This window comes from Winogradskya consettensis (assembly GCF_018332715.1).
Taxonomy (GTDB): Bacteria; Actinomycetota; Actinomycetes; order Mycobacteriales; family Micromonosporaceae; genus Actinoplanes; species Actinoplanes consettensis.
Genome location: NZ_BOQP01000024.1, coordinates 1 through 22,491, shown reverse-complemented (window position 1 = coordinate 22,491; position 22,491 = coordinate 1). Strand labels below are relative to the sequence as shown.

At 70.7% G+C, this 22,491-nt stretch carries 20 protein-coding genes; 11 read left to right on the top strand and 9 right to left on the bottom strand.

Annotation, left to right across the window (positions count from 1 at the left end; genetic code table 11):
• The first annotated feature begins 120 nt into the window (after positions 1 to 120).
• Positions 121 to 3,582 (top strand): ATP-binding cassette domain-containing protein, encoded by a 3,462-nt coding sequence (locus tag Aco04nite_RS22585; RefSeq protein WP_212999244.1) that lies wholly within the window; start codon positions 121 to 123, stop codon positions 3,580 to 3,582.
• A gap of 11 nt (positions 3,583 to 3,593) precedes the next feature.
• Here Aco04nite_RS22585 and Aco04nite_RS22580 read toward each other — a convergent pair whose 3' ends face one another.
• On the bottom strand, positions 3,594 to 4,520 hold the full coding sequence (locus tag Aco04nite_RS22580) for a S1C family serine protease (RefSeq protein ID WP_212999243.1): 927 nt from the start codon (positions 4,518 to 4,520) through the stop codon (positions 3,594 to 3,596).
• Positions 4,521 to 4,754: 234 nt separating this feature from the next.
• On the opposite strand from Aco04nite_RS22580, the gene Aco04nite_RS22575 reads away from it, so the two are divergent.
• The gene (locus Aco04nite_RS22575) at positions 4,755 to 5,042 is read left to right on the top strand and encodes a peptidoglycan-binding protein (RefSeq protein ID WP_212999242.1); all 288 of its coding nucleotides are present in this window, start codon (positions 4,755 to 4,757) and stop codon (positions 5,040 to 5,042) included.
• A gap of 22 nt (positions 5,043 to 5,064) precedes the next feature.
• Here the strand turns inward: Aco04nite_RS22575 and Aco04nite_RS22570 are convergent, their stop codons facing one another.
• A complete protein-coding gene (locus Aco04nite_RS22570) occupies positions 5,065 to 5,790 on the bottom strand; it encodes a PP2C family protein-serine/threonine phosphatase (protein WP_244876203.1) in 726 nt (241 codons plus the stop codon).
• Between the two features lie 82 nt (positions 5,791 to 5,872).
• A complete protein-coding gene (locus Aco04nite_RS50250) occupies positions 5,873 to 7,894 on the bottom strand; it encodes a M1 family metallopeptidase (protein WP_212999241.1) in 2,022 nt (673 codons plus the stop codon).
• A 59-nt stretch (positions 7,895 to 7,953) separates the two neighbouring features.
• On the opposite strand from Aco04nite_RS50250, the gene Aco04nite_RS22560 reads away from it, so the two are divergent.
• Positions 7,954 to 8,517: an acetoacetate decarboxylase family protein gene (locus Aco04nite_RS22560; protein ID WP_212999240.1), complete on the top strand. Its 564-nt coding sequence runs from the start codon at positions 7,954 to 7,956 to the stop codon at positions 8,515 to 8,517.
• Between the two features lie 10 nt (positions 8,518 to 8,527).
• On the opposite strand, the gene Aco04nite_RS22555 is transcribed toward Aco04nite_RS22560, so the two are convergent.
• Positions 8,528 to 9,709, bottom strand: a complete 1,182-nt coding sequence (locus Aco04nite_RS22555; protein WP_212999239.1) for a metallophosphoesterase — start codon at positions 9,707 to 9,709, stop codon at positions 8,528 to 8,530.
• A 101-nt stretch (positions 9,710 to 9,810) separates the two neighbouring features.
• Here Aco04nite_RS22555 and Aco04nite_RS22550 point away from each other — a divergent pair, with 101 nt between their 5' ends.
• The 3 genes from Aco04nite_RS22550 to Aco04nite_RS22540 all read left to right on the top strand — a co-directional run bounded on the left by Aco04nite_RS22550 (position 9,811) and on the right by Aco04nite_RS22540 (position 12,116).
• Complete coding sequence (locus Aco04nite_RS22550; protein WP_212999238.1) at positions 9,811 to 10,020, top strand: hypothetical protein; 210 nt, start codon at positions 9,811 to 9,813, stop codon at positions 10,018 to 10,020.
• A 477-nt stretch (positions 10,021 to 10,497) separates the two neighbouring features.
• A complete protein-coding gene (locus Aco04nite_RS22545; RefSeq protein WP_212999237.1) occupies positions 10,498 to 10,992 on the top strand; it encodes a sigma-70 family RNA polymerase sigma factor in 495 nt (164 codons plus the stop codon).
• On the top strand, positions 10,989 to 12,116 hold the full coding sequence (locus Aco04nite_RS22540; protein ID WP_212999236.1) for a hypothetical protein: 1,128 nt from the start codon (positions 10,989 to 10,991) through the stop codon (positions 12,114 to 12,116). Before Aco04nite_RS22545 ends, Aco04nite_RS22540 begins: the two co-directional genes overlap by 4 nt.
• On the opposite strand, the gene Aco04nite_RS22535 is transcribed toward Aco04nite_RS22540, so the two are convergent.
• Positions 12,106 to 12,765, bottom strand: coding sequence for a nucleoside/nucleotide kinase family protein (locus Aco04nite_RS22535; RefSeq protein WP_212999235.1), 660 nt, complete (start codon positions 12,763 to 12,765; stop codon positions 12,106 to 12,108). The genes Aco04nite_RS22540 and Aco04nite_RS22535 overlap by 11 nt on opposite strands.
• A 93-nt stretch (positions 12,766 to 12,858) precedes the next feature.
• Here Aco04nite_RS22535 and Aco04nite_RS22530 point away from each other — a divergent pair, with 93 nt between their 5' ends.
• The gene (locus tag Aco04nite_RS22530; protein WP_244876202.1) at positions 12,859 to 13,986 is read left to right on the top strand and encodes a ScyD/ScyE family protein; all 1,128 of its coding nucleotides are present in this window, start codon (positions 12,859 to 12,861) and stop codon (positions 13,984 to 13,986) included.
• 43 nt (positions 13,987 to 14,029) lie between these two features.
• Here the strand turns inward: Aco04nite_RS22530 and Aco04nite_RS22525 are convergent, their stop codons facing one another.
• Both Aco04nite_RS22525 and Aco04nite_RS22520 read right to left on the bottom strand, forming a co-directional pair.
• Entirely contained in the window at positions 14,030 to 14,680 is a 651-nt protein-coding gene (locus Aco04nite_RS22525; RefSeq protein ID WP_212999234.1) for a hypothetical protein, read from the bottom strand.
• A 66-nt stretch (positions 14,681 to 14,746) separates the two neighbouring features.
• Positions 14,747 to 14,989: a hypothetical protein gene (locus Aco04nite_RS22520; protein ID WP_212999233.1), complete on the bottom strand. Its 243-nt coding sequence runs from the start codon at positions 14,987 to 14,989 to the stop codon at positions 14,747 to 14,749.
• Positions 14,990 to 15,283: 294 nt separating this feature from the next.
• Between Aco04nite_RS22520 and Aco04nite_RS22515 the strand changes: the two genes are divergently transcribed.
• Genes Aco04nite_RS22515 through Aco04nite_RS22505 form a run of 3 tightly spaced genes read left to right on the top strand, consistent with a single transcriptional unit; the run spans position 15,284 to position 18,834 of the window.
• Positions 15,284 to 16,096 carry a polysaccharide deacetylase family protein gene (locus tag Aco04nite_RS22515; RefSeq protein ID WP_212999232.1) on the top strand — a complete coding sequence of 271 codons (813 nt, stop codon included), beginning with the start codon at positions 15,284 to 15,286 and terminating at the stop codon, positions 16,094 to 16,096.
• A gap of 12 nt (positions 16,097 to 16,108) precedes the next feature.
• On the top strand, positions 16,109 to 17,173 hold the full coding sequence (locus tag Aco04nite_RS22510) for a glycoside hydrolase family 26 protein (protein WP_212999231.1): 1,065 nt from the start codon (positions 16,109 to 16,111) through the stop codon (positions 17,171 to 17,173).
• Between the two features lie 38 nt (positions 17,174 to 17,211).
• Positions 17,212 to 18,834 (top strand): tetratricopeptide repeat-containing diguanylate cyclase, encoded by a 1,623-nt coding sequence (locus tag Aco04nite_RS22505; protein WP_212999230.1) that lies wholly within the window; start codon positions 17,212 to 17,214, stop codon positions 18,832 to 18,834.
• 147 nt (positions 18,835 to 18,981) lie between these two features.
• Here the strand turns inward: Aco04nite_RS22505 and Aco04nite_RS22500 are convergent, their stop codons facing one another.
• Together Aco04nite_RS22500 and Aco04nite_RS22495 are read right to left on the bottom strand one after the other, a co-directional pair.
• The gene (locus Aco04nite_RS22500; RefSeq protein ID WP_212999229.1) at positions 18,982 to 19,851 is read right to left on the bottom strand and encodes a bifunctional 5,10-methylenetetrahydrofolate dehydrogenase/5,10-methenyltetrahydrofolate cyclohydrolase; all 870 of its coding nucleotides are present in this window, start codon (positions 19,849 to 19,851) and stop codon (positions 18,982 to 18,984) included.
• A 114-nt stretch (positions 19,852 to 19,965) separates the two neighbouring features.
• Entirely contained in the window at positions 19,966 to 20,442 is a 477-nt protein-coding gene (locus Aco04nite_RS22495; protein ID WP_212999228.1) for a hypothetical protein, read from the bottom strand.
• Positions 20,443 to 20,899: 457 nt separating this feature from the next.
• Between Aco04nite_RS22495 and Aco04nite_RS22490 the strand changes: the two genes are divergently transcribed.
• A complete protein-coding gene (locus tag Aco04nite_RS22490) occupies positions 20,900 to 22,171 on the top strand; it encodes an HNH endonuclease signature motif containing protein (protein ID WP_212999227.1) in 1,272 nt (423 codons plus the stop codon).
• The last annotated feature ends 320 nt before the right edge of the window (positions 22,172 to 22,491 follow it).

Sequence of the window (22,491 nt, the reverse complement as noted above, 5' to 3'; positions counted from 1 at the left end):
GTGGGGGATCCGCGTGAAGTGACGTACGTGACGTCCGGATCGCCGTAAATGCGTTGAGCCGGACCCGGCCCGGCACGCAGGATGGGGGGTACCGCCTTCCCTGCTGCTTGAGGACCTCTGATGCGTCTGCTTCGCGACTTATGGGGGACTTCGCCCCGTCGCACCGCCTTCATCGTCGTCCTCATCGTGCTCGGCGCCGCGGGACAGGCCGCGTCACTGGGCCTCGCGGGGGCCGTGCTTGTGCACCGGTCGATGCCGCTGTTCGGGGTGCTGTCGGGTGCGCTGGTCATCGCCGTGCTCAGCGACGTCATGGTCAGCCTGGCCGCTGCCCGGCTGACCGCCGACTGGGCCGCGTCCGCCCGCCGCGGGCTGTGCCGGGTGGCGTTCGGCCAGGACGTGCCCACGCTGGAGAACACGCCGGTCGGCGAGCTGCTCGACCGGATCGACAGCGACGTCTACCAGGTCGGCTCCGAGCTGCGCGGCAGCGGCGTGCGGCTGGCCCAGTCCCTCGCGGTCGCGGTGCTGTCGATCGTCACCGCGTTCTTCGCCTGGTGGCCGGCCGGCATCGGCATGGTGCTGGTGTCGATCGTGCTGGTCCTGCTGATGAACAAGCCGATCCAGCGGATCTCGCCCGTGCGGATCAGCGAGGAGGAGGCCTGGTCCGACCTGGCCGCGGTGATGGAAGAGGCCATCCACGGCCAGGACGACGTGCGCACCAGCCTCGCCGCGCCCTACGTGCGCGGCCTCTACGCCAGGCGCGCCCGCGAGGTGCTGCGCCGGGGCCGGATCGTCTGGCGGATGTCGTCGCGCATCACGATGACCGCCGGTGCCATCACCCGGGTGCTGATCGCGGGGCTCGTCCTGGCCGGCGCCTGGGCGCTGACCGCCGGGCACATCGACGGTGCCCGGCTGACCGCGGTCTGGCTGCTCGCGCTGGGCTTCGGCGGCACCCTCGAACAGGTCACCCGGATGGTTCCCGAGCTGCAGAACGCGCTCGGAGCCTGGGGCCGCGTGCTGCTGCTGCGCGACGTCCCGCAGGAGCCGAGCGGCGGCGAGGACCCCACCGACGGCCTGCTCGAGGTCCGCGACCTGACGTTCCGCTACGGCGAGGACGACTCGGAGCGCCCGGCGGCGTTGCGCGATGTGACCCTGACGTTCGCGCCCGGCCGGTCGTACGCCCTGATCGGCCGCACCGGATCGGGCAAGTCCACCCTCGCCAAGGTGCTGACCCGGGCCGTCGACGTGCCCCGCGGCACGGTCTTCCTCGGCGGCACGGACATGGTCGATCTCGACGTCGAGGGGCTGCGCCGGTGGACGGCGATCGTCCCGCAGCGCACCGAGATCCTCGCCGGCACGCTCGCCGAGAACATCGCCCTGTTCGACCCGGAGCTGCTCGCCGGTGCCGGTGCCGCGCTGGAGGAGCTCGGCCTGACGACGTGGTCGGGCACCCTGCCCGACGGCATCGACACCAAGCTCGGCGAGGGCGGCTACGTGCTCTCCGCCGGGCAGGAACAGCTCGTCGCGTTCGCCCGGATCCTGGTCCGTGACCCCAAGGTCGTGATCCTCGACGAGGCCACCGCGCGGATGGACCCGGTCACCGAGGCCTGGGTGCAGCGCGCCACCGACCGGCTGCTGCGCGGGCGCATCGGCGTCATCGTGGCGCACCGGCTCTCCTCGGTGCAGCGCTGCGACGAGGTCGTGGTGCTCGCCGACGGCGCGGTGCTCGAGGCGGGGCCGATGGCGCAGTCGCGTCGCTTCGCCGAGCTGCTCGCCAGCAGCAACATGGTCGCCCCGGCCCGCGCCGGTGGCGGGGTGGCGCTGCTGGAACGCGAGCCGGAGGAGCCGCTGCGCACCGAGCTCGGCAACACGCTGCCGCTGGAGGAGCCGCCGCCGCTGCCCGAGCCGCCGCCCGCCCATACGTTCCGGGAGATCTTCCGGCTCACCACCAACGACCCGCGCTACGGTCTCGCGGCGGTCGGGCTCTTCGCGATCCTGGTGCTGCTCGGCCTCGACGGCGCGATTCTGCCGCTGTTCTGGGCCCACGTGGTGGACGGCCTCGGCGACCCGCTGTGGCCCGCCGTCGGCATCGCGGCGTCGCTGATCGTGGCGATCCCGACGCTCTACTACACGGGCACCTGGTTCCCCGAGTGGTGGGTGCGCCAGATGTTGCGGATCAGCCAGCGGCTCGTGCACGGCCAGATCGGGCCGCGCCGGATCACCAAGTTCACCCCGGCCGAGGTCGTCGCCCAGGGCGGTGACACCGAGCGGGTCGTCATGCTCGCCGACAACCTCGTCGACACCTCGATCAGCCTGCTGATGATCGTGGCGATGACGCTGGCGTCGCAGTCGTTCGTGCCCGCGATGTTCTTCGTCGGCACGATGGTGGTCTCCGGGCTGATGGCGACGCTGTTCGGGCCGCGGCTGGAGCGCGCGGCCCGGCGTACGGTTGCCGCTCGAGCTTCCTTCGCCACCGCCCTGGTGTCTTCGCTGTCAGCCGCGCGCACGGTGAAACTGGCCGGCGCGACCGTGCCGGTGCTCAACCACCTGGCCGGGCTCGACGAGCTCCGCAGCGAGCGGCAGCGCCGCGAGATCGCGATCCAGGTGTGGGCCCGCTCGACGCCGTCGGTGCTCAGCGGCCTGCTCCCGATCGCGGCCTGGGCGATGTATCTGTCCGGCAACCTGTCGGCGGCGGCGACGCTGATCGCGGTGGCGACGCTCGGCTCGGCCCGATGGTTCGCCTGGACCACCGCGTCGCTGGTGTCGCACTTCCCGTCGGCCCGGGTCTGGACCCGGCGCACGGTGGCGATGGCCGGGGCCGCGGCGTATTCGTCCACGGTCCCGGGGGTCGACATCAACGCCGGCACCGCGGAGGCACCGCCGGTGGCGCCGCGTGACCCGCTGCGTCAGCTGCGGCTGACCGGGTTCAGCGCCGTCCACGAGAACGGCACGGTCGGCGCGAAGGACATCGACCTGACGGTCAACCGCGGCGAGCTGGTGCTGGTCGTCGGGCCCGTCGGGGCGGGCAAGTCCTCGCTGCTGCGGGCCCTCGCCGGGATCGTGCACCACACCGGCTCCCTGACCTGGAACGGCCGCGACGTCGACGAACCCGAGACGTTCCTGCGGCCCAACCAGGTCGGCTATGTCGCGCAGCTGCCCCGGGTGCTGTCGGGCACGGTCGCCGACAACATCGCGCTCGGCCACGAGGTCGACGCCGCCGACGCGGTGACGACCGCCCAGCTGGAGCACGACCTCGCGGTCGCCGGTGGCGGGCTGCAGCTGCTGATCGGGCACAAGGGCACCCGGCTCTCCGGCGGCCAGCTGCAACGGCTGGCCCTGGCCCGGGCCCTCGCGCCGCGCACCGAGCTGCTGGTCGCGGATGACGTCTCCTCGGCGCTGGACGTCACCACCGAGCTGGAGCTGTGGCGCGCGCTGCGCGGGCACGGCGTGACGGTGGTCGGCTCGACCTCGAAACGGGCGGCGCTGTCGGGCGCCGACCGGGTGGTCGTGCTGATCGGCGGCCGCGCGGTGGCCCAGGGCACGTGGCAGGAGCTGGAGAACACCTACGGCCACCTGGCCGGCTGAGCCCCGAAAACTCAGCTGGCCTTCGTCTCCAGCTGCTTGACCACCTGGGTGACGGTGTCGGCCGGGATCGCGAATCCCAGGCCGACACTGCCGGTGCTCGACGTGTCGGCGGTCGCGATCGCCACGTTGATGCCGATCACGTTGCCGGACGTGTCGACCAGCGCGCCACCGGAGTTGCCCTCGTTGATGGCGGCGTCGGTCTGCAGCAGCCCGCTCAGCTTCTCGGTGCCGGTGCTCACCTCCCGGTCGAGCGCCGACACGATGCCCGACGTCACGGTCCCCTCCAGGCCCAGCGGCGCGCCGAACGCCAGCACGGTGTCACCGACCGCTACCGAGTCGTCGGTGCCGAACGTCGCCGGGGTCAGCCCGGTGATCCCGGTCGCCTGCACCAGCGCCAGGTCGTGCGTGGTGTCGGTCGCGACAACCTCGGCCGGGACCGTACGCCCATCCGAGAGCCGCACACTCACGGTCCCCCCGGACGAGATGACGTGGTTGTTGGTCAGCACCAGCCCGTCGGAGCGCAGCACGACCCCCGACCCGAGCGCCGACTCGTTCTGCCCGTCGATCAGCACGGTGACGATGCTCGGCGACACCTTCGCGGCCACGGCGGCGAGGCTGTTGCTCTCGGTGGTGGCGGCACTCGCGTTCGTCGCGGTGGTCGTGGTCCCGGCCGCCGCGGTCGTCGTACCGTCGTTCGCGTAGTGCTCGGCGATCACGGCCCCGCTCGCACCCCCACCGGCGACCAGCGCCAGCAGCGCGGCACCCCCGGCGATCCGGCGAGGCCAGCGGCCGTTCCCACCCCTGCGGTGGCTGTAGACGTTCGGCGGCAGCGGCGGCGGCGCGTTGTGGGAGGACGTGCCGTCGCCGTAGGAGTTGTCGCCGTGGGAGCCGTCGCCGTACGGGTCGGAGTACGGGGGCCGGGTCAACAGATCGGTCATGACGCGCCTGCCTTCGATTCAGCGGTGATGTCACTACTGTTGCCCGCCCGGTTGTCAGCTCCCGGTGAAGCGTCTGTGGGTTTGCTGTAAACCACCGCGACCAGGGAAAACCCTTAGGTGTGCCGCCGGTCGGCCGAAAGTCATAGCTGATTCAAAGCAGGTCGGGCCCGTCGGCAGAGGCCCGGCACAGGCGAACTCCGCATGATGTGAGTACGACGAAACAAGGAGGTCGCGATGTCGGCACGAGGAATGCTCAGCGTGGTCGGAACGGCCGTCGGAGGCCTGATCGGCTGGAGCGACGAGCCCGCCCCCACCGCGGACCCCGGGTCCCTGCGCGAACACTTCACCGCCCTGCGCATACCCGTCGGCCCCACCGACGAGAACCTGACCACCGCCGTCCGCCACTTCCAGTCCCACGTCGGCCTGGACCCGGACGGCGTGGCCGGCCCCCGCACGGTCCACCTGCTCACCCGCTACGCCAAGGAAGCCCGCGAGATCCGCCGCTTCGAACAGGCCGCCTGACAGCCACGACGAGGACACCTGATCACCGTTTCACCCGGATGATCACCGCGGTGGCGTTGTCCTTACCGCCGGCCCGCAACGTCTCCTCGAGCAGCTCGGTGACGGTGCCGGCCGACAGGAGCGCGGCCAGCCGTTCGTAGGGGATCTGGTCGCTGACCCCGTCGGTGCAGAGCAGGAACACGTCGCCGGCGCGCAGCCCGACGTTGAGCAGGTCCGGTTCGGGCATCCCGGGGTGGCCCGCGTACCGGGTCAGCTGGTAGCCGGCCGCGTGCGCCTCGGCCGAGCCCGCGGCGTACCAGCCATGCAGCAGGCCCAGCCATGCCGCGGTGTGATCGACAGTGAGCAGCTCGAGCAGCCCGTCCCGCAGTCGGTACGCCCGCGAATCACCGAGCTGCACCAGCCATGCCCCGGACCCGTCACCCACGAACGCGGTGAGCGTGCACCCGGTCAGCCCGGCGATGCCCCGGCCTGCCTCCCGGACCGCGAGCTGCACCTCGGCGACGGCAGCCCGCAGCGCGTCCGGCCCGTGCGTGGTCGCCGTCACTTCCACAAAGACATCCGCCGCCGCACGCCCGGCAGCGCGGCTCCCCGCCCCGTCCCCCATCCCGTCCGCGATCACGGCGAGCACCCGCCCGCCGTCCAGGTGCAGCACGTCGTAGTTGTCGTCGTACCGGTTCCCCGTCACGCTGCCCGCGGTCGCCGTCAGGGTGTGGCCCGCGAAGTCCCAGGTAGCTCTCAGCTCTCGCACCATGTCAGCATGCAGCGTCGTGCAGGAGGACCGGATCCGGGTCACGCCCGGTCACGCTCAGCCGCACCGCGGCCGGATCGGCCTAGGACGGGACCGACGAGGCGGGCTGGACAGGGGAGTAGAGCCACGTGTCGAAGAGTGCGTCCAGCTGCTTGCCGGAGACCTTCTCGGCGAGGGTGATGAAATCCGGCGTGGTGACGTTCCCGCCGGCGTGGCTGGTGACCCACTTCTTCAGGATGCGGAAGAACGCCTTGTCGCCCACGGCGAGGCGCAGGGCGTGCAGAGTCATGGCGCCGCGGGTGTACACCTGCCTGTCGAAGAGGTGTTCGGGTCCGGGGTCTCCGATCGGCAGCTCCCAGAACGACTCGTCGCCGTCGTAGGAGCCGGCGTAGGAGTCGAACTCCTCCTGGGCGGTGCTGAGTCCTTCGTGCTCGGCCCACAGCCATTCCGCGTACGTTGCGAAGCCCTCGTTGAGCCAGATGTCCTGCCAGCGGGCGACGGCGAGGCTGTCGCCGTACCACTGATGGGCGAGTTCGTGCACCACGACGGAGTCGCCGTCCGCCGGTGAGGTGAAGAAGGCCTGCGCGTAGATCGGGCGGGTCTGGTTCTCCAGGGCGAAGCCGAGCCCGTCGTCGGCGTCGACGATGCCCCCGGCGGCGGAGAACGGGTAACGGCCGAAGACGCTGCCGAGGAAGTCGAGGATCTCGGGTTCGCGGGCCAGGGAGCCGGCGGCGAAGTCGCCGGTGGTCGGCGGGAGGTCGGCGACCGTGCCCGCGATCCAGGTCGTGGCACCGGTGCTGCTGCCGGCAGGGGCTTTCGCGGCTTTCCAGCCGCCGAGGCCGGCCTCGAAGGACGTGCTGCCGTCCCCGGTGGACACGACCACGTCGTCGACTGCCGCGCCGGCCAGGGTGAAGGCGTCGTCGTTCACGGTGGTCAGGGAGATTTCTACCTTCTTCGACGCGTACGGATCCAGGTCGACCGACCAGTGCTCGTACCCGTCGCTCTCGCCCGTTGCCGCGTTCCAGTCGCCGGTGGTGCCGGACGGCTCGCAGCCCTTGACGGTCACGTAGTGCAGGAGGAACGGGTGCAGCCGCTCGCCGTACTCACAGATGCCGTCCGTGTCGTTCGAGGTGTGACCGTTGGTGTCGGGCAGAGTCGTCCAGTCGCCGGTGCCGGCGGGGCGCGCCTCGACGAAGAAGTAGTCCGGATACTCGGTGTCGCGGTCGGCCCAGAAGCTGACGGTCGCGCCGGCCCGGGGGACGGTGATGGTCCGGGTGAGCCGTTTGTAGGCCGGTTCGCCCGTCCGGCTGAGCGCCATGTGCGTGCCGGTGCGGGGCGTGGCGGCCGGGGTGAACAGCTTCGGGTCGAGGGCGTCCAGGAACCGGATCCCGTTCTTGCGGTACGCGGTGACGCGGTACTCGCCGACCGTCGCCGTGGCCAGGTAGGACGCCATCGGCTCGCGCGCGTCCCACGTCCACGTCGTCCAGCCGTGGCGGGTGAGATGGTTCTTGAGCACCCCGTTGGCGATCGCCTGGAGGCCCTGCGGCGCGGTCACCCGGATCGTGTAGGAGGCCTTGTCGAGCGGGTGGTCGTTGACCGGGAACCAGCTCGACGCGACCTCGGGCTGACCGGCGATCACCATGCCGTCGTCGGTGCGGAACACCCCCGACGCGCCGAGGTTGGAGTCCTCGATGATCTGCGGTACGCCGTCGTAGCGCGCCACGACGGTGAACGTACGCCCCCTGCGCAGCCCGGCGCCCGGTGTCACGGTCAGCTCGCCGTTCGCGCGGCGCCACCGGGCGGGCTGCCCGTTCACCGTCAGCGACCGCAGCGTCAGGGCGTCGAAGTCGAGGTTGAACGACGAGAGGCCCTGGGTGGCGACCGCCTCGATCGTCGCCACGCCGGCGAGCTGCCCGGACTTCGGCGTGTACGTGATGTCGAGCCCGTAGTGCTGGACGTCGTACCCGCCGTTGCCCGCGAGCGGGAAGTAGGGATCACCCAGGCCTGCCGCTCCGGGCCGGAACTCGGCGGCCGGTGCGGGGGTCGCACCGGCGACAAGGAGGCCCGCGACGAGCAGGCACGATAAGTATGCACGTAATAACATAAAGTGACGGTAGCGAACTCGCCCCTGCTCAGAGCGCTGCGACACCCTACTGTGGACGCATGTATCCACCCGCGCCGTGGAACCTTCGGGGACAGCTCTACCTGTCCGTCTTCCTCCTGCCCGTCCGCAGCCTGCCCACCCTGGACCCGGGGCTGCGACCGGTCACCGTCGCCGGGCGTGTCCCGGTCGGTGCCGCCTGGGTCGACTACGAGCCCGGTGGCGTCCTCGACTACCGCGAACTGCTCACCGCGGTCCTGCTCCGCGGGCGCCGGCAGACGATCACGCACATCTGGGTCGACAGCCCGGCCTCCCGCGACGGGGGCCGCGCGCTGTGGGCCATCCCGAAAGACCTGGCAGTGCTCGAGGTCAGCCCGCCCCTCGCCGTCGCGGCGGGGATCGCTTCGGCGACGATCAGGCCGGGCCGTCGTGTGCCGGGCCGGTGGCCCACCCCACTCACACTGATTCAGAAAGACATCACCACACGGGTACGCGGCAGAGCAGCCGTTCGCGCGACCCGCATCACCTGGGACGTCGACGGGACCGGCCCGCTGTCCTGGCTGGCCGGGCGCCGTCCCCTGTTCTCGCTGACCCTCGCCGACTTCCGGCTGAGGTTCGGCGGCTGAGCGTGTCCTCCTACGCGGAACGCAGCGTCAGCAGGGTGATCTCGCTCGGCGCGAAGACGCGGAACGGCGGCCCCCAGAAACCGGTGCCCCGCGACGTGTAGAGCTGGGTGCGCTCGCCGTGCCTGCTCAGCCCCTGCAGCACCGGCTGGTCGATGCGCACGAGATAGTGGAACGGCCAGATCTGCCCGCCGTGGGTGTGCCCGGAGATCTGCAGGTCGACGCCGTGCGCGACCGCCCCGGTGATCTGCTGCGGCTGATGCGCCAGCAGCAGCACCGGCAGCTCCGGGTCGGCGCCGAGCAGCGCCGCCTCGTGGTCCATGTGGTGCCCCGGCACTCCCGAGCCGGCCGCCGTGCGGTCGTCGACCCCGGCGATGACCAGGCTGCTGCCGCCGCGCTCGACGACGACGTGCCGGTTGTGCAGGGCCTCCCAGCCCAGCGACGCCATGTGCTCCACCCAGCGCTGGGCGCCGGAGAAGTACTCGTGGTTGCCGGTCACGTAGACCCGGGCCAGCCCGGCGCGGACATCCCCGAGCGGTGCTGCCTGCTCGCGACGCTGCGCCACCTCACCGTCGGCGATGTCGCCGGTGTGCGCGACGACGTCCGGATCGAGGGAATTCACCACGTCGACCACGCCCCGCGACCACTTCGCCCGGTTGATCGGCCCGTAGTGCGTGTCGGTCAGCAACACGACCCGCAACCCGTCCAGCCCCGCGCCGAGCCGCGGGATAACCACGTCGATGCGGCGTACGCGGGAGACGCGCATCGCCTCGATGTTCCCCCAGACGAGCAGCACGATCGCCACCACCGCCACCACCGCCGTGACGATGCGGGAGCGGGCGGGATCGGCGACCCCGGCGACGGCGAGCACGAGGCGCAGCACGTTACCGAGCACCGACCAGACGAAGAACACCCAGACGATGCCGAGCAGGGTGTCGGCGATCCGCGCGGGCAGATCCCGGTGATGCTGGCCGTGCCCGGAGAACATCAGCCCCGGGAAGGCGGCGGCGGCGACCACGAAGACGACCGTCCCGCCCACGAAAACCGCACCCGGCCACTCATTGCCGGACCAGATCAACGTCCACCAGGGTACGCCGAACAGCAGCACCAGCACGGCGGTCACGATCAGCGCGAAGCGCGCAGCCCGGCCGGGCCCGCGCCGCGGCTCGGTCTCGACGGCTTCTCCCACAGACACGGTCTCTTCCCCAGGCACGGGGCAAGTCTGCCACGCCCGCCCGGCCCGCCGATGCGGACGCTGGTTACGTTGTCCACCGACACTCCACCGGAAGGACACCCATGCGTCGCAGGATCGCGCTGATCGCCGCCCTCGCCACCGCAGCCTTCGCCGTGACCGGCACCGCGGCGCCCACGCTCCTCACCGCCCACCAGCGACACCCCACCGTCACCGACGCCCCCGCACCCCCGCCCTCCGGCGAGGACGTCTGGATCGACGCCGGCGAGTTCGACTGGCGAACCACCGGCCCCGCAGGCGGCACGAATCCGTGATCCCCCGCCCCCCACCGCCCCCTACCGTGATCCACATGCGAACCCTCAAGCCCGAACCCCCCACCCCCACCGAACCCCCTGCCCCGCTCGTCCCCATCATCTGGGACACCCTGCGACTCCCTCCCCGCAGAAACCCCGCACCGTGCCAACCCTGCTCGACGTGATCACGGCGCTTCCCACCCTCCCCGGCAGCCCGACGATCTACGCAAAACATCCTTGGACCCGTCCTCCGACGCGCTCCTCCTCACCCCCGAACAAGCAACCCTCGCCGTCATCCACGACGCCTACCAGCCGTGATCGCCACCGGGCCCGAGCCGGTCCCGCCGTGATCGCCACCGGGGCCCCCGCCGCATCGAGCAGTCGCGTCATTCGACACCTGGACGCTTCCTGGCACTCGCCGATTGTTCACCTCGGGCCGGGCAGCACCTCGCCGCGGGCGGGCGTTCCTTATGCGGAATGCCGAGCGGGGAGGGGTTCATGCGGTTCGAGGAGTTCGTGTCGGCGCGGTTGGCGGCGTTGATGCGGTATGCCGTTCTGCTGAGTGGGGAGCGGGAGTATGCGCGGGACATTGTGCAGGAGGTGCTGGCTCGGGCGATGTTGAAGTGGCATCGGATCGGGGCGATGGAGGAGCCGTACGGGTATGTGCGGCGGATGGTGACGAATGAGTTTCTGTCGTTGCTGCGCCGGCGCAGGCGGGTGGTGACCGTGCCGCTGGAGTGGGCGGGGGAGCAGCGGCTGACCGTGGAGGCCCGGCCCGAGGCTGATGACGAGATGTGGCAGGTGCTGGGGACGTTGCCCCGCCAGCAGCGGGCGGTGATCGTGCTGCGGTACTACGAGGGGCTCACCGATCCGGAGATCGCGGAGGTGCTGCGGTGCCGGCCGGCGACCGTGCGGGCCTATGCGAGCCGGGCCCTGTCGGCGTTGCGGGTGGAGCTGGCCCCGGCCGGCGAGCGGAAGGAAGTCCTGTCATGAACACTCTGGAGGAGCTGCGCCTGACGTTGGAGCGGCACGCGGGCGGGCCTGAGGACAGTGTGGGGATCGCGCAGGGCGCTGAGGTCCGGGCGGGGAGTATTCGTCGCCGGCGCCGGGTGGCGGGGTCCGCCGTCGCAGCCGTTCTCGTGGTTGCCGCGGCTGTGGGCGTACCCGTGGCAGTGGGCCGGAAAAGCAGTGAGCCGCCGCCGGCGTCGGTCGTGAAACCGCACTACCGTGACGCTTCGCAGTTGAGTGTGGCGATGGTGGCCGGGTCGCAGTTCGTGCTGACGAACCGGGGCGGGGACGGGGTGGGGCAGTTCGCCACGATCCGCAACGTGGGGGACATCAGGTCCCCGCGACCGGGGGAGGCGGGCCTCAACGGGGGCGCCGAACTGCTGGCCTACAACCCCGGCGAGTACGACCCGGCGAGGTTGAAGCAGGGTGAGCAGGTGACCGTGGCGGGTCATCCGGCCTGGTTCTCGACCGCGCTGACGTTCACGGCGAGCAACGTGGTTCCCGAGGGTGTCTATCCGGCCGTCGGCTGGGAGGAGAGCTCCGGTGTCTGGGTGCTCGTCTACACCAGCGACGACGGGTGGTGGGGGCACGAGGCCGAGAAGAAGGCGGAGCTGTCCGAGGTTGCCGGGGATGTACGGCTGCCCGGGGTGCAGGACGTCGGGACGCCGGTCCAGTTCGGCTGGGTGCCGCAGGGGCTGCCGGTCAGCTATGTGAGCATCCGCGACCTGCCCGGGATCGACCCGGACGCGCGGATCGGCTTCGGGAAGTCCGTCTACCCGACGATGCAGGATCTCGCGAGCGGGTGGGCGCTGTCGGTGACGGCGACGCCGGACACGAATCGGGACTGGCCTACCGTCAAGGCTGATCTCGGGGCACCGGAGACGATCGGCGGCCGCAACGTCTGGTATGTCCCGCGGCCGAGCCCGCTCAACAGCAGCGGGAGCCCGACGGGCGCCGATCTGGTCGTCGAGACCGGCAACTGCCTGGTCTACCTGAGCGTCCCGGAACGGGACGTCATCGGCGAGCAGGACCTGAAGCGGATGGCCACGGAGATGACCGTCGGCAGCTGCACCGACGCGAAAGGCTGGAAGCCCCCGGTCAAGGGGTGAGCGTGGTGCCGATCAGGGCGGACGGGACGATGAGGTCCGCCCTGGTCCGGGTCGCCGCGATGACGGCCGCATTGCGCTCGTCGGTGCCGGTGGCCCAGGCGACCGCCTCGTGCTCCGTCTTGCCGAAGCGGACGTGGCGGGCGATCAGCCGGGCGAGGCGGGTGTCCTGGTCGAGGTCGGCGTACCAGATCTCGGCGAGCAGCGGGCGGACCCGGTTCCAGCGGTCGTCGTCGACCAGCAGGTAGTTGCCCTCGGAGACGATGAGCCGGGCGGTGTGCGGGACGGGGATGGCACCGGCGATCGGCTGCTCGATGGTGCGCTCGAAACCGGGCGCGTAGATCATCTCGTCGGTGTCGTCGTGCAGGCGGCGCAGCATCGCCGCGTAGCCGAGCGCGTCGAACGTGTCCGGGGCGCCCTTGCGGTCGCGGCTGCCGAGCCGGTCGAGCTCGGCGTCGGCCAGGTGGAAGCCGTCCATCGGGACGTGGGCGACCCAGCCGGGCGGACTGGTCGCCGCGAGCGCCGCGACCAGTTCCTCGGCGAGCGTCGTCTTGCCCGCGGCGGGCGGCCCGACGATCCCGAGCACCGCGCGTCGCCCGTCCACCACCAGCGCCCGCGCCCGGCGTACCAGGTCATCAAATCGCGTCGTCACCGGTCGATTATGGCGGCCCCGAAAGAGTGCGGGCGCCACTCGCCCGCCGGGCGACTCGTTTTCCCAGGTGAATGCACCACTGAGGGAGACAACATGATTGCTGGACGTTCCGCAGTCGCCGCCGCAGCAGCGGCCGGCGCGCTGACCGTGTCCCTGGTCCCGGCGCTACCGGCGGCGGCCACCACACCGGCCACCACCACCACCACGCCGGCACTCACCGTCGTGGCGACGAACTTGAACAACCCGCGCGGGCTCACGTTCGCACCGGACGGCACGCTGTACATCGCCGAGGCGGGCACCGGTGGCCCGGGTCCGTGTCTCGACGGCGCCGAGGGCCTGGTCTGCTTCGGCACCACCGGATCGATCACCCGGGTACGCCTCGGGCAGCAGCAACGCGTGCGCGCGGGCCTGCCGTCGCTCGCCGGTCACGACGGCAGCCAGGCGATCGGCCCGGCGGACGTCGCCGTGGACGGCTTCGGCCTGCTGTCGTTCACCGTCGGCCTGGCCGCCGACCCGGACGTCCGGGTCACGACGAAGAAGCTCACCGGCATGGCGAAGCTGTACGCCTCGGGGCGCAGCGGCCCGCGCCTGATCGCCGACCTGGGCGCGTACGAGAAGAAGGCGAACCCGGACAAGGCGGCCGCGGACACGAACCCGGCCGGCCTCACGGTCGTCGGCGGTACCCGGTACGTGGTCGACGCGGGCGCGAACACCCTGCTGAAGGCGAGCGCCCGCGGCAAGGTCAGCACGGTCGCGGTCTTCGGCAAGCGCACCGTGCCCGCCCCGGCGGGTAACCCGGACCTGCCCGAGGGCACCCCGCTCCCGATGCAGTCCGTGCCCACCTCGGTGGTCAAGGGCCCGGACGGCGCGTTCTACGTCTCGGAGCTGACCGGATTCCCGTTCCCGGCCGGGGGCGCCCGCATCTACCGGGTCGTGCCCGGTCACGCGCCGGTCGTCTACGCGACCGGGCTGACCAACGTCATCGACCTGGCGTTCGGGCCGAAGGGCAGCCTCTACGCCCTGGAGATCGCCAGGAACGGCCTGCTCAGCGGAGACCGCACCGGCGCGCTGATCCAGGTCGATCCTCAGGGCGAGCACAGGGTCGTCGCGTCGGAGGGCCTGACGGCGCCGGGTGGCATCGCGATCCGCGGCAAGGACGCGTACGTCACCAACTGCGGTGTCTGTGCCGGCGCCGGCTCGGTCGTCAAGATCCGGCTTTAGAGCCCGAGCCCGATCTCAGAGGCCCGATCTCAGAGGCCCGATCTCAGAGGCCCAGTCTCAGCCCCGCGACTCCCGCGGGGCTGAGCGGCCGGGCGGTGGCGCGGGTCAGGTCGCCGTGCACGAGCCCGGGCAGCTGGCTGCCGAGGGCGCACAGCGCCGGGTAGAGGTCCAGCACGTCGCGGTGGCTGAGCGCGCCGACGCCGATGAGCAGGCCGTTGACCGCGGCGGGCGTACGCGCGAGCTCCGCGCAGAGCTCCATGCGCCAGACCGGGTTCTCGATGCCGGTGGCCAGCTCCCGGGCGATGCGGTTGGTGACGCTGCAGCTGTCGTCCGGCGCGGCGTGGCGCCCGGAGGAAGCCATCACCGGCGCGAGCCGTACCGCGACGCCGAGCCGGTCGGAGAGCTCGGCGACGCTGAGCACCTCGAGACCGAACGAGCAGGTGTCGCAGAGCGGCTGGAACGTCTCGGCGTGCACGACCACCGCGAGATTCGGGCACCCGTTCGCCGGGTTGCACTCGATATCCATGATGATCTCCGCGAGCCGGCCGGACTCATCGAAGCGGCCCACGCCGAAATAGGTCGCGGGCGTCTCGCGGTAACGGGCTATCGCCGCGCGCTCGCTGCCGTAGCCATCGGGGTCGACGCCGATGCGGGGTACGCCGTGCTGCGCGTGGAGCTGGATGAGACGGAACATCCTGGTCACTCCCGGGGTGTTGAAGAACGGGTGCATCCCGGGGTACGGGTCGAGGCGCCGCTTGGTTCATTCCTTACGCTGGGTATAAGAAAATCTGCCCTTTCCTCGGTCAGCTGTCAACCGCAGACAGTCAAATGTCACTGTGTGTAATGCATACGTTGCGGCGGTCAGCAGGGCGAACATGCCCGCGAGCACGACTCCGAGCTGGGCGTCGAGGGCATACCACGCGGTCGGCAGCGCGGAGACGGCCAGCAGGATCCCGGCCTCGGCGGCGGCCTCGGCGAGGCGGCGCGCACGGTCTGCATTCATGGTCACGACCCTGCCAAGGCCGTGGGTGGTCGCGCTTCCCTCCGCAGCCCGAGGCGGTCTATGACTTTCGGCAGAGGCCCTCGACGGGTACGCCGGGAGCACGCTGACCGTCATCGATATGTTCCCAACCGCTGCCGGACACGCGCTGGACACGTTCGGTACCGCGTCGTAACGTGGCCTGAGCGGCGGAAACGCGCCGCAGCGAGCGGAAAAGGAACCAGTGCGCCGAACCACGAAGCTCGCCGGGATTCTGACCGATAGTGGTCATGTTCGTGAGCGTGGGGGAGGTAAGCGGTGACCGTCGTAGCATCATCGGCCTGGCAGAGCCTGCCCGCGCTGATGTATCACTCGGTCTCCGCGGTGGCCGGTCCCCTGCGTGATCTCGCCGTCCCACCCGGCCGGCTCGAGGAGCAGCTGAGCGCCCTCACCATGGCCGGATACCGGCTCGTCGGGCTCACCGAGGCCCTCGACCTGCTCGACGAGGGCTGCACCGACAAACTGCTCGCTGTCACCTTCGACGACGGCTACCGCAACTTCCTCACCGCGGGCGTGCCCGTGCTCGCGAGGACCGGGGCCTCCGCGACCCTGTACACCTCCGTCGGGCACCTCGGGCGGCCCGCGCAGTGGCTCGGCCGCTGGGCGCCCGACTTCGGCAAGCTGCTCACCTGGGACGAGCTCGCCGAGGTCGCCGACGCCGGGGTGGAGATCGCGAACCACAGCCTCGTGCACCACCCGCTCGACGTGCTGCCCGCCGCGCAGTTGCGCGAGGAGGTCACCCGTAGCAAGGACGAGCTGGAGCAGCGGCTCGGACGGCGGGTGCGCGGGTTCGCGTACCCCCATGGTTACAACGGCACCAAGGTCCGCGCCGCCGTGCTCGCCGCGGGGCACGACAACGCCACCGAGGTCGGCCGGCGCCTGCACACCCCGGGGGAGAAGCGCTTCGCCGTGCCCCGGCTCCAGCCCACCCCCGACCTGACCGGTGACGACCTCGTCGCCCTGGTCGCCGGGGGCGGTTCCGCGCTGGTCCCGAAACTCAAACAGCTCGCCCAGCCCGGCTGGCGTACGGTCCGGCGGGCCGCCCGGGTCGCCGGCCGCAACCTCACATGAGCCGGCCCTGATATGAGCAGGCAGGGCATTCACCGCGCTCCCCGTCGCACGCTGAGCCGCCGGTACTTCCTGGGCCTCGCCGCGCTCGCCGCCGTCCCGGCCGGTGCCGCGACGGTTCAGCAGCTGCGCAGCCCCGAGACGGCGGCCGAGGCGACCACCTCACCCGGCAGGGTCGCCGAGACACCCGCCGCGAACCCGTCCGCGGACGCGCTGCCCGCCGGCGTGGCCAAAGGTGGCGGCACGGTGCCTTTCCGCAACGGCAAGGCGCTGCTGGGCGCGTACCTGGATCTGTCGGGCAAGACCACCGCCCAGGCCCTCGCCCTGCGCCGCCGGCAGATGGGCCGCGAAGAGCGGATCCTGCACGTCTTCTACGACTGGGACGACCAGCTGCCCACCAAGCTCACGGGCATCGCCGACCACGCGTTCCCGATGGTGTCGTGGCGCGGCACGGGCTACGCCGACATCATCAACGGCTCGCACGACGCCCTGATCAAACGGGCCGCGCGCCGGCTCAAGGCCCAGAAACGCCCGGTCCTGCTGCGCTGGGGCTGGGAGATGAACGGCGACTGGTACGGCTGGTCGCCGGCCCGCAACGCCAACAGCCCGGACGGCTACATCGAGTCCTGGAAACGGCTCCACGGCATCTTCGCCGACGAGGGCGCCGACAACGTCTCCTGGGTGTGGAGCCCGAACTGGAATTCCTCCCCGGTCGCCGACTGGAACACGTTCGCGGCCCTCTACCCCGGCGACAAGTACGTCGACTGGGTCGGCGTCTCCGGCTACAACCTGCACCACGAGACCCCGGACACGATCTTCGGGCCGATCTACCGCTCGTACGCGAACCACAAGCCGCTGATGATCACCGAGGTGGGGGCCGTCGACAACGGGGGGCGTACCAAGGCCGACTGGATCGCCCTGCTCGCCCAGTGGGTCGGCAACCACCCCGCGGTGGGCGCGGTCGTCTGGTTCGACACCGACACCCATCCCGGGTACGACGAGAAGTGGCGCCTCGACACGGACAGCACCTCGCTCGCCGCGTTCGTCGCGCTGGCCAAGAGCGCCCGCTTCAGCGGGTAGTTGCTCAAGTAATGGCCGCCCCGGCCGATCACAGCGGTGTGGATCTGCGGGTGGAAGCCGCAGCACCGGCGCTGCTGGTGCTGGCGCAGCAACACGTCGACCGCTGGAACCCCCGCGCGGCCCGTGACCTGGCCAACCGTGCCATGGACCGGGCCGATTCGTGCGACGATCCACGCCAGGTCCGCGCGCGGGCCCTGGCGATCCTGGCGTTCTGCGAGCGCATGGAGGACCGCTACCCCGAGGGCGTCGCCGCCGGACAGGCCGCGATCGAGCTCGCCCAGCAGACCGGTGACCTGGCGACCGAGGCCCGCGCCCGCTCCGTCGTCGCCCGGATCCTGCTCACCATCGGCGAGACCGACGACGCCGTCCTGGAGAGCCGCACCGCGCTGGACATCGCCGAGTCGAGCGGCGACCTGACCTCCTGCATGATCGCCTTCACCGCGTTCACCAACGTCTGCCTCGCGATCGGCCAGTTCGACCTCGCGCTGGAATACTGCGAGCGGGCCTCGGAGATCGCCCGGATGACCGGCGACGACATCGCCTGCGGCATGCTCATGGACACCGCGGGCTGCGTGTACGTCGAGCAGGCCGTGGCCGCCCAGGAGAGCGGCGACGTCACCGGGGCGAACGCCCTGTTCCGCCGGGCCGTGAAACTGTCCCGCGAGGCGATGCTCGTCGCCCGCCGCAACGGCCACCGCCGCTACGAGGCCGGCGCGCTCGCCAACCTCGCGGAGGGCCTGGCCGCGCTCGGCCAGCCGGAGAAGGCGCTGCGCCTGCTCGAGTCCTGGCAGGCCGACCCGGAGCTCGACACGGCGTACACCCTCACCCACCACCTCGACACCCGCGGCGCCATCTGCCTCGCCCTGGGCCGCTACGACCAGGCGGTGGAATGCTTCGCGGCGGCACTCGAGCTGGCCGAGGGCAAGAAATCGGCGATGGTCTACCACGAGCACCTCGCCGAGGCCCACGAACGCAACGGCGACCCCGTCCGCGCCCTCATGCAGTTCAAGGCCTTCCACACGCTGTACGTCCAGGTCGCCTCGGAGTCCGCCCAGCGCGGCGCCCGCGTGGCAGCCGTACGCTGGGAAACCACCCAGGCCCACGCCCGCGCCGAACAGGAACGCGCCCGCGCCGAGGCCCTGAGCAGCACCAACCTCGAACTCAGCCGCCGCACCGAGGACCTGCTCCAGCAGAGCCGCGAGGACCCGCTCACCGGCCTCGCCAACCGCCGAGCCATGGAACGCCTGCTCGAACACGGCCTCGGCGACCGCGCCATCGCCATGATCGACGTCGACCACTTCAAGAACGTCAACGACACGTTCTCCCACCCGGTAGGCGACGCCGTCCTGCGCCACCTGGGCCAGATCCTCCGCACCTCCTGCCGAGCCGGCGACGTCGCCATCCGCTACGGCGGCGAAGAATTCGCCCTCCTCCTCCACCGAGCCGAAGACGAAAGCGTCCCCACCACCGCCGAACGGGTCCGCCTAGCCGTCGAGCAATACGACTGGAACGCCGTAGCCACCGGCCTCACCGTCACCGTCAGCATCGGCATCGGCATCGCCACCGGCTCCGACGCCAACACCGCCGCCGAGGCACTGGCCCTCGCCGACCAGCGCCTCTACCAGGCCAAACGCGCAGGCCGCAACCGCGTGGTCGCCTGAGCCCCGCCCCACAGACCCATTTCTGGCCGGCCTGCCCGCTTCACGCCAGCGGCTCGCCTTCCTCAGCGGCTCGCCCTGCTTGGCGGGCCGCCCTGCTTGGCGGGCCGTTCTGCTCAGCGGGCCGTTCTGCTCAGCGGGCCGTTCTGCTCAGCGGCTGGCCTTTTCTGCGGCCTCGACGGCGTTGCGGAACAGCATGGCGACGGTGGTCGGGCCGACGCCGCCGACGCGCGGGGTGAGCGCACCCGCGACACCCGCGACCTCTTCGGCCACGTCCGGCAGCAACCGGCGCCCCTCATACCGCACACCAGCCCCGATGACGGTAGCTCCCGGCCGTACATGCTCGGGCTGAATGATCCCCGGCACGCCCACAGCCGCGATCAAAATGTCCGCGCGCTTCGTGTACCGCTCCCAATCCGGCACCCCGGTGTGCACAACGGTCACAGCGGCGTTCGCAGTCGGCCGCTTCTGCGACAGCATCATTGCCAGCGGCCGCCCGATAGTGGCACCGCGCCCCAGAATGACGACCTCATGCCCGGCCACCGGAATCTCGTAGTGCGCGAGCAGCGCCTCGATCCCCGCCGGCGTGCACGGCCGCGCCCCCGGCAGCCCCACGGACAGCCGCCCCAGGTTCAGCGGATGCATGCCATCGACATCCTTGTCCGGGTCGACGGACATCAGCGCGGCGTCATAATCGATGTGCGCGGGCGGCGGATACTGGATCAGCAGCGCGTGCACGGACTTGTCGGCGTTCAGCCGATCGATCACCCGATGCAGGTCGTCCTGCGTCGCATCACTCGGCAGATGCTCGTGCGGCGACACGAACCCCAGCTCACCGGCCTGCCGCTGCTTGATCCGGATGTACCCGGCGCTGGCATCGTCGTCCCCGACCAGAATCGTGGCCAGCGACGGCTGAACGCCACCCTCCTTGAGCTTCGCGACCCGCTGCGCCACATCGGCGAGCACCGCGTCGGCCACCGGCTTACCGGGCAGCAGCTTCGCCTGAGTCTCCGCTGACATGAGGCCCTCCCACACGTGGGCACCCAGGCGGACGGCCCCCACAACAAGCTCCCCGATGGTTGCCCATCCTCGGTGCCGCCAGTCGCGTCTACACCCCCAAGTATGCCGTGCCCCTCACCCACCCGCCGCACTGGTCACCGCCACGATGCCCCGCGCCACAGCCCCAGGATCCACCACCTGATGCAGATGCCCACCGGCAATATGCCCGACGGCCCACCCCCGCCGCTCCGCCTCCCGCGCCCTGTCCTCATAAGCCTGGCTGAACCACAGGTAACCGCACGCCCGCTCATCCCACCCGGCGACGACAGGAACCTCCTCCTCAAAAAAGCTCACCGGCACCCGCGGCTGCTCACCCGACACCTCAGCCCGCATCCGCCCATCCCCGAACAACCCCGCCACCGCATCCTCACCCCACCACGACGTCCACGGCGGCACCCGCCCATCCGCACCAGCCATCGCCCGCAAACCCTCGAGCCGCTCCCGCCCCACCCCATCCCCGGGCAACGCCGCATCCACGAACACACACCCAGCAACGCGCTCCCCGATCGCGTCAACAATCACCGGCACGAACCGCCCCGCATTGCTGTGCACCACAACCACCACCGGCCGCCCACCCGCTGCTGGCCGCCCACCCGCTGCTGGCCGCCTACCCGCTGCCGGCTGCCTACCTGCTGCCGGCTGCCTATCCGCTTCGCGCCGTCCATCCGCTTCGCGCCGCCCACTCGCTGCGGGTCGTCCAGCCGTTTCGCGCCGCCCACTCGCTGCGGGCCGGCCAGCCGGTACTGCGGCTGCGACGGTCGCAGCGATCCCCGGCCAGAACGGCGGCCCCGCGTTGACGGCACCCACCAACGACGGCACGACGGCCCCTAATCTTCGTCCACTGGAGCCCAACTTCGCGGCCCGAGCAGCAAGCTGTGCACAAGAACAAAATCGACCTCCACCGTTACATAGTGCCCGTCGCATCTCGTTTCAAAGTGTCAGATTCCGGTCTCTGGAGGAGATCCCTGAGGCTGAAATTTTGTCGTACGTGTGTTCTATTGTGGGTCTCATGTTGGCGGAGTTGCAGCGGTTGAGCAAGGGGGCGGCGGAGCTTGCCGCTGCTCCTTTGTGGCCGTTGTCCGATCATGATGTGACGGGGATGCTGCACGCCGCGCATCATCTTGCGCAGGTCGCCACGGTGCTGCAGGCGCGGCTGGTCCGTCAGGCCTGCAGTCGGGGTATTCCTGCTGTGCAGGGGCATCGTTCGGCGAAGGGCTGGTTGCGTTCGCTGTTGGTGGTTGATCCGCAGCCGGCTCGGGAGCTTGTTGCTCACGCCGACGTGTTGCAGCGTCCGGTGATCGGGCAGGCTGTTCTTGATGGTCGTGTTGATCTGCGGCAGGCTGCGGTGATCGTGGAGACTCTTGATGCTCTGCCGGATGATCTTGCTCAGACTGATGGGGCGGTGGATACGTACGCGATTGTGGAGCTGGCCGAGACTGCTCTGCTGGATATGGCGGGGGAGTTTCCTGCTTATCAGTTGCGTCGTGTGGGGGAGCGGATCCTCGAGCATGTTGCGCCGGAGGTTGCTGATCAGGCCGCGGCGGCTGCTCTGGCTCGGCAGGAGGCTCGTGTTCGTCCCCGGCGTGGGTTCACGATGTCGTTGCCGGTCAATGGCATGGTCCGGTTGTCCGGTGCGCTCGGTGTGGAGGATGCCGCGGTGGTGCAGGCTGCTTTGCATCCGTTGTGTGTGCCGAGTCCGGATGACAAGCGGACTCCGGCGCAGCAGCGTGCGGATGCGCTGACGGAGGTTTGCCGGTTGGTGTTGCGGACTGCCGAGCTGCCCGTCGATGGCGGTGAGCCGCCACAAGTGTCGGTGTCGGTCGCCTATGACCCGCTGGCTCAGACGCTGGGTGTCGGGACGACCGATACCGGGGTGCGGGTGTCGCCTGAGACGGTGCGGCGCCTGGCCTGTGATGCCCGGGTTCTGCCTGTGGTTCTGGGTGGTCAGGGGCAGGTCCTCAATGCGGGCCGTCGTCGGCGTCTGGCTTCGGGGGCGTTGCGTCGTGTTCTGTATTTGCGTGATCGTGGTTGTGGGTTTCCGGGGTGTGATCGGCCGCCGCGGTGGACGGAGGCGCATCATGTCTGGTTCTGGGCGGATGGTGGTCCTTCGAATGTGGACAATATGGTGCTGTTGTGTGTGCGGCACCATAAGGTTCTGCATGATCCGGGGGCGGGCTGGCGGATCCGGTTCGGACCTGACCGGCGTCCGGACTTCATCCCGCCACCCGACGTCGACCCCTACCAGAAACCCTGCCGCAACCAATACCACCAACGCCAATAAGCCGTAAGACAACCCAGCTCAGACAACCCAGCTCAGTCGGCCCAGCTCAGACAACCCAGCTCAGACAACCCAGCTCAGTCGGCCCAGCTCAGTCGGCCCAGCTCAGTCGGCCCAGCTCGGCCGGTCCAACTCAGCGGGCCCAAGCTGGCGGGCGTAAGTCCAGCAAGTCCAGGGTGGCAGGCGTAGGCCCAGCCGGCCCCAAGCCACCGGCGACGGTGCCGCTCTCGTCCATGCCGTCGGCCACACCGGCGTAGTAGCCATCCGGCGCAGCCCAAGCACTGCTGCTTGAACCAACCCAACCCGAGCCGGCGGCCCGAGCC

Bases quoted from the DNA above. Each gene is read 5' to 3' on its own strand.
- Aco04nite_RS22585 (WP_212999244.1), top strand. From the start codon at position 121: ATGCGTCTGCTTCGCGACTTATGGGGGACTTCGCCCCGTCGCACCGCC.
- Aco04nite_RS22580 (WP_212999243.1), bottom strand. From the start codon at position 4,520: ATGACCGATCTGTTGACCCGGCCCCCGTACTCCGACCCGTACGGCGAC.
- Aco04nite_RS22575 (WP_212999242.1), top strand. From the start codon at position 4,755: ATGTCGGCACGAGGAATGCTCAGCGTGGTCGGAACGGCCGTCGGAGGC.
- Aco04nite_RS50250 (WP_212999241.1), bottom strand. From the start codon at position 7,894: ATGTTATTACGTGCATACTTATCGTGCCTGCTCGTCGCGGGCCTCCTT.
- Aco04nite_RS22560 (WP_212999240.1), top strand. From the start codon at position 7,954: ATGTATCCACCCGCGCCGTGGAACCTTCGGGGACAGCTCTACCTGTCC.
- Aco04nite_RS22550 (WP_212999238.1), top strand. From the start codon at position 9,811: ATGCGTCGCAGGATCGCGCTGATCGCCGCCCTCGCCACCGCAGCCTTC.
- Aco04nite_RS22545 (WP_212999237.1), top strand. From the start codon at position 10,498: ATGCGGTTCGAGGAGTTCGTGTCGGCGCGGTTGGCGGCGTTGATGCGG.
- Aco04nite_RS22540 (WP_212999236.1), top strand. From the start codon at position 10,989: ATGAACACTCTGGAGGAGCTGCGCCTGACGTTGGAGCGGCACGCGGGC.
- Aco04nite_RS22530 (WP_244876202.1), top strand. From the start codon at position 12,859: ATGATTGCTGGACGTTCCGCAGTCGCCGCCGCAGCAGCGGCCGGCGCG.
- Aco04nite_RS22525 (WP_212999234.1), bottom strand. From the start codon at position 14,680: ATGTTCCGTCTCATCCAGCTCCACGCGCAGCACGGCGTACCCCGCATC.
- Aco04nite_RS22520 (WP_212999233.1), bottom strand. From the start codon at position 14,989: ATGAATGCAGACCGTGCGCGCCGCCTCGCCGAGGCCGCCGCCGAGGCC.
- Aco04nite_RS22510 (WP_212999231.1), top strand. From the start codon at position 16,109: ATGAGCAGGCAGGGCATTCACCGCGCTCCCCGTCGCACGCTGAGCCGC.
- Aco04nite_RS22500 (WP_212999229.1), bottom strand. From the start codon at position 19,851: ATGTCAGCGGAGACTCAGGCGAAGCTGCTGCCCGGTAAGCCGGTGGCC.
- Aco04nite_RS22490 (WP_212999227.1), top strand. From the start codon at position 20,900: ATGTTGGCGGAGTTGCAGCGGTTGAGCAAGGGGGCGGCGGAGCTTGCC.